The organism is Pontibacter pudoricolor (genome assembly GCF_010092985.1).
GTDB classification, from domain to species: Bacteria; Bacteroidota; Bacteroidia; order Cytophagales; family Hymenobacteraceae; genus Pontibacter; species Pontibacter pudoricolor.
Map to the genome: position 1 here is coordinate 1,585,098 of NZ_CP048106.1, position 12,846 is coordinate 1,597,943.

Annotated in this window: 11 protein-coding genes; 5 read left to right on the plus strand and 6 right to left on the minus strand. The window is 46.6% G+C overall.

All coding sequences use genetic code 11. The features are described 5' to 3' along the window. Window positions 1-27: 27 nt before the first annotated feature. The gene (locus GSQ66_RS06805; RefSeq protein ID WP_162426772.1) at window positions 28-1,044 is read right to left on the minus strand and encodes an NADP-dependent oxidoreductase; all 1,017 of its coding nucleotides are present in this window, start codon (window positions 1,042-1,044) and stop codon (window positions 28-30) included. Window positions 1,045-1,276: 232 nt separating this feature from the next. Here GSQ66_RS06805 and GSQ66_RS06810 point away from each other — a divergent pair, with 232 nt between their 5' ends. Further along, window positions 1,277-1,804, plus strand: a complete 528-nt coding sequence (locus GSQ66_RS06810) for a hypothetical protein (RefSeq protein WP_162426773.1) — start codon at window positions 1,277-1,279, stop codon at window positions 1,802-1,804. An 18-nt stretch (window positions 1,805-1,822) separates the two neighbouring features. Here the strand turns inward: GSQ66_RS06810 and GSQ66_RS06815 are convergent, their stop codons facing one another. The 4 genes from GSQ66_RS06815 to GSQ66_RS06830 form a co-directional block, all read right to left on the minus strand. After that, window positions 1,823-2,503 (minus strand): ABC transporter ATP-binding protein, encoded by a 681-nt coding sequence (locus GSQ66_RS06815; RefSeq protein ID WP_162426774.1) that lies wholly within the window; start codon window positions 2,501-2,503, stop codon window positions 1,823-1,825. Window position 2,504: 1 nt separating this feature from the next. Next, window positions 2,505-3,764, minus strand: coding sequence for an ABC transporter permease (locus tag GSQ66_RS06820; RefSeq protein ID WP_162426775.1), 1,260 nt, complete (start codon window positions 3,762-3,764; stop codon window positions 2,505-2,507). After that, window positions 3,761-4,840 carry an efflux RND transporter periplasmic adaptor subunit gene (locus GSQ66_RS06825; protein ID WP_162426776.1) on the minus strand — a complete coding sequence of 360 codons (1,080 nt, stop codon included), beginning with the start codon at window positions 4,838-4,840 and terminating at the stop codon, window positions 3,761-3,763. The genes GSQ66_RS06820 and GSQ66_RS06825 overlap by 4 nt, the downstream gene beginning before the upstream one ends. Before the next feature lie 95 nt (window positions 4,841-4,935). Continuing rightward, window positions 4,936-5,496, minus strand: a complete 561-nt coding sequence (locus tag GSQ66_RS06830; protein ID WP_162426777.1) for a DUF1543 domain-containing protein — start codon at window positions 5,494-5,496, stop codon at window positions 4,936-4,938. Between the two features lie 404 nt (window positions 5,497-5,900). Between GSQ66_RS06830 and GSQ66_RS06835 the strand changes: the two genes are divergently transcribed. From GSQ66_RS06835 to GSQ66_RS06850, 4 genes are all read left to right on the plus strand, one after another. After that, complete coding sequence (locus GSQ66_RS06835; protein WP_162426778.1) at window positions 5,901-7,949, plus strand: PA14 domain-containing protein; 2,049 nt, start codon at window positions 5,901-5,903, stop codon at window positions 7,947-7,949. A gap of 116 nt (window positions 7,950-8,065) precedes the next feature. Then, window positions 8,066-8,557 carry a VOC family protein gene (locus GSQ66_RS06840; protein WP_162426779.1) on the plus strand — a complete coding sequence of 164 codons (492 nt, stop codon included), beginning with the start codon at window positions 8,066-8,068 and terminating at the stop codon, window positions 8,555-8,557. Between the two features lie 83 nt (window positions 8,558-8,640). Beyond that, a complete protein-coding gene (locus GSQ66_RS06845; protein WP_162426780.1) occupies window positions 8,641-10,116 on the plus strand; it encodes an N-acyl-D-amino-acid deacylase family protein in 1,476 nt (491 codons plus the stop codon). Window positions 10,117-10,149: 33 nt separating this feature from the next. After that, on the plus strand, window positions 10,150-10,764 hold the full coding sequence (locus tag GSQ66_RS06850) for a pseudouridine synthase (protein WP_162426781.1): 615 nt from the start codon (window positions 10,150-10,152) through the stop codon (window positions 10,762-10,764). Between the two features lie 805 nt (window positions 10,765-11,569). Here the strand turns inward: GSQ66_RS06850 and GSQ66_RS06855 are convergent. After that, window positions 11,570-12,838 (minus strand): sialidase family protein, encoded by a 1,269-nt coding sequence (locus GSQ66_RS06855; protein ID WP_162426782.1) that lies wholly within the window; start codon window positions 12,836-12,838, stop codon window positions 11,570-11,572. Window positions 12,839-12,846: the final 8 nt, after the last annotated feature.

Sequence of the window (12,846 nt, forward strand, 5' to 3'; positions counted from 1 at the left end):
ATGCCGTAACTCTTCTTACGCGGCAGATTAGCTACCGCTATACTCTGCTACCTTAACGAGCTGCTTTCCTATATTCTCACCCGAGAACAATCCTAAGAAGGCATGTGGTAACTGGTCAAAACCTTCTGCAATTGTTTCTTCGTATTTCAGCTTTCCTTCCTGTATCCAGCCTGCCAGTCCTGCGGCGGCTTCTCCAAACCTGTCGGCGTAATCGCTCACTATAAATCCTTTCATCAGCGACTTGGTTTTAAGTAAAACAGGCTCAACACGTGGCCCTACTGGTGGCGTAGTAGCATTGTATAAAGCGATCTGTCCGCAAACTGCTATGCGGGCAAAGTTGTTCAGCAAACTATAGACAGCGTCAGATATCTCCCCGCCTACATTATCAAAATAAACGTCTACCCCATCCGGGCACGCAGCTTTCAGCGCACTGCGCATATCAGAAGTACTTTTATAGTTGATCGCATCATCAAAGCCTAATTCCTGTTTCAGATAAGCTACTTTATCATCAGAACCTGCAATGCCTATTACGCGGCAACCTTTCAGCTTTGCTATCTGCCCCACAACAGAGCCTACCGCACCAGCCGCTCCGGACACCACCACTGTCTCTCCGGGTTTCGGGTCACCTATAAAGAGTAGTCCGCAGTAAGCTGTAATGCCAGGCATACCCAGTATGCCTAAATAATAGCTCAATGGGGCAATCTTTGGGTCGATCATTGTCAGGCCTTTGCCATCGGAGATACTATAGGTTTGCCAGGGCAGGTTGCCTAAGACCACGCTGCCTTGCGGTAGTTTTGCATTGCGGCTCTCCGTTACCTCGGCTATTATACCACCCGCAATAGGTTCGTTCAGTTTGTAGGGTGGCACATACGATTTTGCATCGCTCATGCGTCCCCGCATATACGGGTCTACTGAAATGTAAAGTGCTTTCAGCAGGACTTGCCCATCCTGCAGTTCAGGCAATTCCTCTTCCGTAAATTTAAACGTGGTGTCGGCAGGCAGGCCTTGTGGGCGTTCGTTCAGTAAGATGGTTCTTGTTTTCATAGGTAATCCTGATAGGGTTAAATTCTTTACACGCAGAAGCAAAGCCAGTAGTTATTGTTTTTGAAACTTACAGAGTTCAAACCATTGACTTTTGCTCTCCGCTACCATCAACACACCACTATAACCCTCTTTATCAATCAATTATATTAATAAAAACAATAAAAATATTAACTATTATTCGAACCAATACTTTTTAAACTTAGTTTTGTATATTTAAATCATGTTATAATCAATGGAATATCGTTTTATCCATCATTGGCAGTATGAACCCGGGGAACAGGAAAATCTGATCCTGGACGAAGCTATTGCCCTTATTGAAACAGAAAGAAGCGATACCTTCCTGACTGATCTGGCTGCGTTTATTTCAGAAAAGGCCCGGGCAAAATATGTACTTATCGGGTTGCTGACGGATGACGCCCAAAAAGCCCATTCCTGTGCCTTTCTACGTGAAAACCAGGTGCTCAATAATATAACTTATTCGCTGAAAGGAACGCCCTGCAACGAAGTGATCACACAGCGCTTTTGCTACTTCCCGGTTGATGTTTCGACTAGTTTCCCTACAGATGTTGAATTGAAAGAACTGGGCATTGAAAGTTATTTAGGCAGTTTATTATTATCGGACGAGGGCGAAGCCATCGGGCTGATTACGTTGATGGACGAAAAGCCACTGGAGAATGCAGCCTTTGCCGAACACCTGATCCTGGTCCTGAGCCCAGCTATCGAAGAAGAATTACTAAGACTCAGGGTAAAAACCGAATAGAAATTAACAGGCTGATACTTAATGCCTGATTATCCTGCCATCTTCCATTTCGATTATCCGGCCGCTGCGTCCGGCAAAACCCTGGTCGTGGGTAACTATAAGCAAGGTCTGGTTATGCACTTCGGCCAGTTCATGAAATATCTCGAATACTAGTTCGCTGTTTTTGGTATCCAGGTTCCCGGTTGGCTCGTCGCCCATTATTATGTGCGGGTCGTTTATCATGGCGCGGGCAATGGCCACACGCTGCTTTTCACCTCCTGAAATGCGGTAAGCCTCTTTTTTTGCCAGGTGATCTATGCCCAGCATTTTCAGTTTTTCCAGTGCCCGGTGCTCTACTTCCTGTTCGCTGTACCTGCCTAATTTTAAGCCCGGCAACATAACATTCCGGATAACCGAAAACTCGTTGAGCAGGTAATGAAACTGGAACACAAAACCGATCTTTTCGTTGCGGATGCGCGCCAGCTCCGCATCGCTCCTGCCGGTCATCAATTCCTGGTCTATCAGCAGCTCACCTTTATAGTCCGTATCCATCGTTGACAGGATATAAAGCAGCGTAGACTTGCCACAACCCGACTTCCCGATAACAGAAACAAACTCTCCCCTGGTAATTTTAAAAGTAATATCTGTGAGCACCTGCACCGTTACCGGGTCATGAAACTCCTTTACAATGTGCCTTGCCTCCAGTATCGTGTCCTGCATCTTATTTCCCTCTTATAATTTCTACAGGGTCTACTCTGCTGGCTTTCCGTGCCGGAAAAAAACCTGCGAAATACGTGGTGATCAATGAAAAGATGCCCCCGATAAAATAAAAGACCGGGCTATAGTTTACCGGGTATGTTTTTACCGTTGGCAGCGCGGCCGTTACAAATGGAATATTGTCGATAATTACCGAGAAAATAAAACCGAACAGTAACCCGACCATCCCTCCGAAAAAACCGATGCTCAACGCTATTACCAGGAACACGCTGTTTACATCCCTGCCCGAAAAACCGGTAGCCTTAAGAATCGCTATGGAATCCATTTTTTCATAGATCATCATGTTCAGGATGTTGAAAATACCGAAGCCCGCAACTATAAGCAGCGTTATTCCCACAGCATACGAGATAATAGACCGCACATTGCTACCTGTTTCAAACTGCGAATTGGCTGTCTGGATGTCTTCGGCGTCGATGTTAAACTTTTGCCTGTATTCCTGGGCAACGGCTGGGGCCATTTCAAGGTCGTGCAGCTTTACCTGTATGTCGGTGATGTAGTTGGCTGGTTTGCCCATCAGCTTTTGCGTGGTAACAATAGAAGCGTAGCTCTGCACCTTATCAATTTCCTGTATGCCCGACTGAAAATAACCCACCACTTTCAGCGGGAACCGTTCGCCCTGCACCGTGGTAACCTGTACCACATCGCCAATGTCGGCGGCCAGAATATTGGCCAGGCCTTTTCCTAAAATAATGCTGTTGGAAACGTTCTTTGCATCAATCGCATTGCCTGCGGTCACATAATCCCGGAATTTGAAAAGACGCATTTCCTCCTCCACATCTACCCCGTTTATTACGCCGGTAATATCTATAGTTCCTTCGTTAAAGAACACCTGTGATGTTACTTTTGGGGTAGCGCCCAGCACGCGCGGGTCGTTTTTAACTGCCTGTAAGATTGGGCCGCTGTTATAGATCTCCTGCCTGCTGATTCCCGATTTTATAGAGCTGATAAAGTTATAGGAGTTCTTAAAAGCTGCAGCCGAATTGATGGGCTGGTGCTCACTCGGCTTGATCTCGTTGTAAAGGCGTACGTGGGGCGTGCGGTTCAGGATCAGGCCATCGAGCAGGTCGTTGAGGCCGTTCATAAAACTAAGCAGCGTAATAAACATGGCAATACTGAACGTAACGCCTACGGCAGCAACCAGGGTTTGCCCCAGCCGGGCCAGCAGCAGCGATTTGGCTATCCCTAAAATTAGCTTTGCATTCATTGTGCCGGCTTTACGATCACGTCATCCCTGGTCAGCCCTTTCAGTATCTCCACTTTCTGGTAATCTTTCAGTCCTGTTTTAACCGGCACTTTTTCATTGTCCTCGTTCAGCACATAGGTTCCGTCAACCAGGTATTCCCGCGGAATGATCAGTGCATTTTGTTTGCGCCGTATTACAATATTTGCTTCGGTGGTAAGGTTCGGGTAAAGTGCTGGCGGTTTGGTAACAAAACTGGCTTCGACGGTAAACGAACGGGTGCGCTCGTTCATGGCCGGGTTCACCTTATACACTTTTGCCTCAAATACCTGTCCTTTGTAGCTGTCTAAATTGAGCAACACCTGCTGGCCTGGTTGTATGCGGGCAATGTCGTATTCATCTACCTGCAATTCCAGTATAAAGTCATCGGCAGCACCAATTACTGCAACCGGTATCTGGGGGCTCACCATCTCCCCTTTCTCTTTCAGTACGCTATATACCTTCCCGTCCGTTTCGCTTCTGACCGTGTAATCACCGGTTATGGTCTCGCTTATCTCCAGATTCTTCTGCGACTGTTTTGCGGCAAAGTTCAGCTGCTTTTTCAGATCATTATAGCGCAATCTGGCAGACTGTAAGGCTGTTACAGAATTTTTATAGTTCAGTTCCCGTTGCTCCAGCTCTACACGGGTACCTATTTTGTTTGCCCACAGGTTGCGTTGCCTTACCAACAGCATCGAGTCGTTTTGCTTTTTGCTCCGGGCCAGGTCTATGGTTTCCTGCAGTTCGCTTAGTTTGGCAGCATTGGCGCTTACGCTGGAGTATTCGGCAGCAATGCGGGCGTTTTCGGTGTTTAGCCGGGCTGTTTCGTTATCTATTTTCAGCAGCGGGTCGCCTTTTTTAACAACATCGCCTTCGGTAACAAATAGCTGCTGTATAATGCCGCTTACAGTGGGAAAAACCTGGTACTGGTCCCTGCTTTTCACCACACCCGACGCATAAACCGATTCTGTAATAGCCTCTACTGTTGGCTGGGTGGTCTCGTGCTTACCTGTGCAGGCAGTTAGTATAAGTAAAAAAGCAAGTGGAAAGTATAGTTTCATGTAGGGATTACATAGTTCCGGTTACCTGTTCTGCAGTTATCTGCATGCTTACAAACAGCCTGCGCCGCTATAAGTTTTATGCTGCCAAGATAAGTTTATAGTTTATCAAACGGAAAATAACCAAGGTATAGTTTATCGGTTTCCGGGCTGTTTATGGGTTTGATGCGCAAACTATAGCGGTCTTTTAGATCAGGGGCAAGAATCTCCTTAACCTGGTGCAGATCATCAACGTCCACGCCAAACTTATCGTCTATGTGTGCCGGTGCTTCCTTAAAACCTGTGTGCCTGTAAAATGCCGATTTCTTTGCCACCCGCAATGCCTCATTTTTATCTTTAGCCACTACCAGCATTTTGTAATGAAACTCATCAAACTCACCTTGCTTGTAGCCGCCCAGGTTCAGGAAATATAAACTATAGCCATCATTCTCAACTGGTGTTTCCTGCTTTGGTACAACCTCAATTTTCCAGGTATCAACTATAGTTATTTCTCGCCAGGCATCTACGTGCATTTTGCCGGCACCGGGCCAGAATTTTTTAAGCTGCGGAACAATGTCTTTTATAGTTTGCCCTATCCCAAAAAACACGTCGTGCTGTTCTGTGTTTCGGCCGGGTGGCCGGCACCCTACCATCACCATAAATAATTTCTGAACTGCCATACCTAAAAAAACGCTCCTCCTGATTTATAGTTCTTTACAAAAAATGCTTCAAAACCACTAACTATATAATATCCTATTTATTTAATATTATAATTTTTATTACGATTTTATGCTAAAAAAACAGTGCAATTTAGCAGCCTATAGTTGCGGTTTAAAAATTACACTTTAACAAGCCCAAACTATGAATACATCCTCATTTAACTGTATATCAGGATTTTATTCTTTATTTTTTCAATGTACAGTTTCGTCCAATTAGCAACCCTTACATATTGCACTTTACTAAACATTTGCTTTAATAATTTGCATTTAATTAATTTTTAGTCATAGATTTGCTAGCGTTTATCATATTTTTTTAGTCATCAATATTAATATTATTATATATTTCTCAACTTTACAATTTAGCTATGGTACTAAGAAATGTGTACTCCAAAACGGTTCTTAATTTCATTTTTCACATCCGGCCAGTTCTGATCCTGGCCCTTTTACTCTCTCCAACCTATTCAAATGCCCAGACCTACAGTGGCCCTATTGTCATTACAAAAGGCGGTACGTACACCGGTAACTGGGAGTCAACCAACTCAGATGTAGCAGCAGTTGATATCCGTACTACAGAGCCAGTCGTTATCATCAACTCCAATATACGGGGGGCCGGCTTCCTGATCAAAAGCTGGTACTATGCCGCCGATATCACTGTAAAGCATACGAACGGCTACGGCATTACGCCTACTCCCACTTCAGACTATCCCAAAACCCGACGCTTTGTAACGCTGAATGATTTCAGGAACCTGGTAGTAGAGAACTGTTACATGGAAAGCACCACCGGCATTGTGTTAGGCGATGATTATCGCGGAGACGGCTCCCCGAATCAAACGATCAAGATCCGGTATAACAAAGCCAAGAACATTGACGGGCGTGTGTACGGCGGCAAAATGCACGCACAGTTTGTACAGTTTAACTACAGAGGCCAGGTGCCCCATGTAGAGATCGCCTGGAATCAAGTGATCAATGAACCGAACAAATCGGTGAAGGAAGATAACATCAACATTTATAACTCGCGTGGCACCCCATCATCTCCTATTAAGATACATAACAACTACATACAGGGTGCCTACCCGGTAAATGCGCAGGCCAGCAGCTTCTCCGGTGGAGGTATTCTGACAGACAGTGATGGAAACGCAGAAAGATGCCCGGCCTTTATTGAGGCGCATGATAACCAACTGGTAAACCTGGGCAACTATTCCATGGGTATAGCAGCTGGCCATAACATCCGCTATCATCATAACAGAGTTATTAACTCCGCCACGTTTGATGACGGTACGCGCTTTAACATGTATACTTCCGGGGTGTGGAGTAAAGACTATGAAAAGACCGGCATTACCTATTCCAACTCCATCGACAATAACACCCTGGGCGTAATGGCCTGGAACTGGCCAAACGACAGAAGGGACATATCCGACATGTCGGGCGCTACCGCAGAGAACAATATCTCTTTACCAGGCACCATAACCAAACAGCACGAGCGCGATGAATTTACATTGTGGCAGCAAAAACTTAGCAGCAAAGGCATTGTAGTCGGCCCGGGCGGATCAGGGGAAGGTATACCCACAACAACTCCGGCACCAGTACCCGAACCAGCTCCGGAACAAACCCCGGAACAGGATACTACCGGAAGCGGTGAAGGCATGATCATCAGCGAAATATGGACTGATATACACATAGAGAATGTAAATGAGATACCTGTAGAAAAGGCACCATCAAGCACAAAAGAGTTAAAAATATTTGAGTCGCACAGCAATGTGGCTGACCATTATGGACAGCGGATACGGGGATATATAACAGCACCTGCCAGCGGGCAATATACTTTCTGGGTTGCAGGTGATAATAACGCCGAATTAAGCCTTAGCACATCCGAAGACCCGGCACAAAAGCAAAGAATAGCTTACGTAAATGGTTATACCGGCAGCCGCGAATGGAGCAAGCAATCATCTCAGCGATCGGCAGCCATAATGCTGGAAGCTGGCAAACGCTATTACATTGAAGTATTGCATGTGGAAGGAAAAGGGGAAGATAACGTTGCCGTAGGATGGCAGTTACCGGATGGTACCCTGGAAAGACCCATTGCAGGTAACAGACTATCGCCGATGGGTTCAGCCACTGCTCCTGAAACACCCCCGGCACCTACTCCGGAACCTGCCATAATTGAGGCAACCACTTACCCAAATCCTTTTAAAAATGTGGTAGTACTTGATATGGGCAACCAGAAAATCACCTTAAAGCAGGTGGTGATCCTGACCCCGGAAGGCGTTCTGAAATACAACGTCCCTAACGTGCAACTGGTTGATAACAAACTGGAAATTAACCTGGCAAAAGCCAGGCTTAATGCCGGAATGTATTTCCTGAAATACACAGACAGCACCGGGTTGAGCAAGACCATACGGATCATAAAAGAATAAAGCTACAGGCAGGCACTTCTACACAGGAGTGCCTGTTTTTTTTGCTATACGGCTGGTTATTAGCCATTACCTTTTCATCGCTCTTTATAGTATAAGGTATAAAAAGTAGCCAGCTTATGGTAGACAACTATAAAGTACCCGCAAAAACCTGTATCGGCCATGTGCATTTAAAAGTTTCAGATCTGCAGCGAACCCTCGACTTTTATACCGGCCTGCTTGGCTTTGAACTGATGCAGATGTATGGTGAGGAGGCAGCATTTGTCTCAGCGGGTGGCTACCACCATCATATCGGGCTTAACACCTGGTTTAGTAAAGGAACCGGTCCGGCGCCAAAACATGCTGCGGGGCTTTTCCATACAGCTATACTTTACCCTACCCGCAAAGACCTGGCAGTTATACTTAAACGCCTGATAGATGCAAACTACCCGATCACGGGTGCCTCAGACCATGGTGTTTCAGAAGCGATCTACCTGAATGACCCCGACCATAACGGCCTCGAACTATACTGGGATAAACCAAAATCGCACTGGCCTACTCATGCTGACGGCTCCTTGTATATGTACACCCGCCACCTCGACCTGGAAAACCTCTTAAAGGAACTGGAGTAAGCTGCTTTTCAGGCTGTCGGGCCAGATATTCCTGTAAAATTCTGTAAGTTCGTAGTTGCTTTCAGACCTAACTGCTTTGTGCTATGACCTACGACCTGCTGATAACCGGTGCAACCATCTATGATGGATCTGGAAAAACGCCCTATGTTGCTGATGTATGGGTTAATAACGATACAATTAGCCTGATCGGTAGCCAGCCATCGGCATCGGCAGCTAAAACACTGGATGGAAGCGGACTTATACTTACACCCGGTTTTATAGATGCGCACGCCCATGGCGAGCCTTTCAAAACACCGGAGTTTGCTAATTTTCTGGCAATGGGCGTAACTACCATTTGCCTGGGCCAGGATGGTTTCAGCCCCGATTTAAGCGAAGACAGTTATACCTCAGGTGAACCTTTGAGCAGCTGGATGAACCGTGTGGATGAACTGAAACCTGGCGTAAATATCGTGATGTTTGTAGGGCATAATACGATCAGGATGCAGACCGGCGCAAAGTATAAACCGGAACCTACTGAGGAAGACTTTGCCGGAATGGAGCAGTTGCTGAACGAAGGCATGGACCTGGGCTGTTTCGGGATGACGACCGGCCTGGAATACAATCCCGGCTTTAACTGCAAAACTCCTGAACTCGACAGGCTGGCAAAAATTGTAGGCCAGCGCGGGGGTATGATCATGAGCCACATGCGCAGCGAGAACGATGCAACTATAGTTCCGGCTATTGAAGAACTGCTCTCCCAGGGAAAATACTGCCCGGTACAGATTTCACATATAAAAGTGGTGTATGGCAAAGGTACCAGCCGCGCCGAAGAGATATGTAATCTACTGGATGATGCCCGCGCAAAAGGCATAAAAGCTACTGCCGATTTCTACCCCTACACCGCCAGCTATACTTCCATCGAGATCCTGTTCCCGGACTGGGCCAAACTGCCTTATAACTATGAGGAAGTAAAAGCCACGCGCGGCGAAGAGTTAAAGCAATTTCTGAAAGAAAAGATAATTTCCCGCAATGGCCCCGAAGCAACACTATTGGGCACGGGCCCTTTTAAAGGGAAAACCTTAGGTCAGATTGCTACTGAGTTGAACAAACCGTTTGAGGAAGTGTTGTGCGACGACATTGGCCCTTATGGTGCATTTGGCGCCTATTTTATAATGGATGAAGCCCTGCAGGATACCTTGCTGAAATACCCGAACACAATGCTTTGTACGGATGGCAGCCCGTTTATGAACCACCCGCGCAGCTTCGGCTCGTTTGCGAAGATGATCGAGACCTTTGTGTTTGAAAAGCAATTGTTTTCGCTGGAAGAAGGCATCCGTAAAATGACAGGCCTGACTGCCGAAACGATAGGCATACAGGATCGTGGTTTTATAAAGCCCGGTTACAAAGCAGACCTATTACTATTCAACCCTTCAGAAATAAAAGCCAATGCCACGTATGAAAACCCGATGCAACGCTCTACCGGATTCCGGTTTGTTATAGTTAATGGCAAAGTAGTGAAGGAACAGGAAAACTTTACTGGTGAACGGAGCGGCCGTGTGCTGCGAAAGCCACAACTATAAATTGCGTAACTTGCGCCTTTATAGTACCCCTTTATGACGCACCGCCATTTTATAGTACATAAGCCTTATGGTTACCTGAGCCAGTTTGTTTGCGAGCACAAAAAGAAGAAAATGCTCGGCGAACTGCACGATTTTCCGGAAGGAACTATGGCTATAGGTAGATTGGATGAAGACAGCGAAGGCCTTTTATTACTGACCACCAACGGCAAAGTAAGCGAGCAGGTACGCAGTAAGCATATCGAAAAAGAATACTACGCCCAGGTAGATGGCCTGATAACCGACGAAGCCATAAAACTACTGCAGGAAGGCGTAGAAATCGGCATAGGTGGCGATAAGTATAAAACCCTGCCCTGTGCTGCTTTCAGGTTAGAGCAGGATCCTGGTTTTCCGCAACGCAGCCGCAAAATACGTGACGACCGCCATGGCCCTACCAGTTGGGTTTCTATTACCTTAACAGAGGGAAAAAACCGACAGGTCCGCAAAATGACCGCTGCGGCCGGTTTTCCGACACTGCGTTTGGTTCGGGTAAGAATTGGTGACATTCAGTTAGGTGAGTTGCAGTCTGGCGAAGTAGTGGAGGTGGAAGATTTGTCGATGGCTATGGCGTCCGAACAAATTTTGTCTGAATCAGGATTTACTGGATTTTAGAATTAGTGATTGGGGTTTGCTATAGTTAACATTTATAGTTCCATAGTTGCTGCTTAACCCACCCCTGCCCCTCCCGAGAGGGGAATTTCTGCTACAGTCAAGGTTGCAGATATAGTTTTATAGTTAGCTTTATCCAACCACCCCTACCCCTCCTTGTCTAAGGCGGGGAGCTTTTCTGCTGTTGCTATAGTTGGAGCTATAGTTCTTTTGTTGGAGTTTTAACACACCCTGGTGAGCCCGGCTCTCAAGTTTCGAACTTCCGTTCTCCCTTTTCCACAAGGGGGCAATTCTGCTACTACACTGTTACTACCCTCGCCCTCGCTCGCGTCCCGCGAGTGTGAGCATTAAAGAGGCTGAATTTAATAGCATGAAACGGCCCCGCCCTCGAGGGAACAATTCCGCTATTAGTTTTCGAACTGCCATTTCGAAGTAAGGAGAAATCTGAACTAGGTATAGTTAAAGACCAGGATCGGACAGGTCGCGACCTGTCCCTTCGAAATTATAGCCATGATAAATCTCGAAGCTTATCTTTTCAAATCAACTATAGCTACTGCTATGAGAAAGATCACAGTCTTTGGGTTGAGCGCCTTGTAGATTTCCGGTGCCGGAAGGCATTGCGAGGAACGAGCAAAGGAAATGTACACCGCGCGATGCCCTTATCGAGGGCCCCTACCCCCAAGACGAGGCCTCCCGGCCGTGAGGACACCAAAGCAAACTATAAAACAGTAGGTGAGTAGAGCTCCCAGGATAAGTGGTAACTATAGTTCGATGGCTTGCTCCGGTCAGTACAACCGTATATTAATCACTAAAAGCCAGGTTTCACCAACTGCCACCACACTTCATTCCCATTCTCCTTTTTTATAGTATAAGCAACCAGTAAATCCTTATCATTTATAGTTGTGATGACCGGGTAAACCGCGCTGCCATTTGCTTCGGTTAGCTGCGATGTTTTAAGGTGTGCTCCATTCTCGTTCCTGATCTGTAGGCCGATGTAATTGTTTGGCTTGCTGCTATCGTTGCCGCGTTCGTCCCAGACTATAGCTAGTTTACCGTTGTTAAAAGTGCTTAACTGTGGATGCCTTGCTGCCGGTGCGTTGCTTATAGTTTCGCGGGGTGCAAAGGTTTTTCCGGCTTCTTTCTGGCTATAGTATACGCCGCTGCCGCCGCCCATTGTAAACCAGGCATAATGCATCCCGAACTTGTTCGAAACCATAGCCGGACCCGTGTGCGGACAGCCATCAATCACCCAGTTATCAGCACTGATGCGCTCCGGGTTCGCAAACGTTTTACCACCATCCACAGAAACCAGGTGCATCATATCGCGGATGCTGTCGTTCAGGATGCCGCGGTAAGCTACGTGCAGTTCCTGTTTTTCATCTAAGTACAGATCGGTGCGGCAGCATTGGCATAGTTGCGTGTCGATCACTTTCTCTCCAACAAAACCATTGCGACCATTGGTGCTGGCAAAGTATAAGCTGGAGCCTTCCTTGTCGGTATCGTTCCTGGAGTCGAGCCAGATAACGCCAACTTCACCGTTTGGCAGCATTTCCATATCAAAATAGCGTTCGTCGATGCTGTTTACAGTGTCTTCGGCCAGTTGTTTTGCATTGGTCCAGCTCTTGCCTCCATCAAAAGACTGAGTATAGAAAACAAGGCCGGCATAACTGTTCTTCGGGTTTGGGTTGCTAACCGGGAACATCGCAATCATATCGCCATTCTTCCTGAAAAGGATTTTTGGCAGGTTCTCGTCGTGCGGGTGAACGCCTTTGGTAGTGGGTATAGTTTGCGCATTACCAAAGGTCTTTCCCCCATCTTTGGATACAGCATAGGCCATCAGAAAATTTCCTGTAGTATCAGTGGCCTGCACCCAACTCAGCACGGTATTGCCTTTTTCATCCTTCGTCAGGTAAGGGCATGAAGCCGACATTCCTTCTGCCGAGATTCTTACAGCCGGTGCAGTCTGATCTTCAGCAGTGCCGGTAACTTGCATATCTGAAGTGCGCTGGTTGCAGCCGCCAACTATAAGCAGCACTGCTAAAATCAAACTATTAAGTGTATTAAATGATCGTGACATGGTGTGTG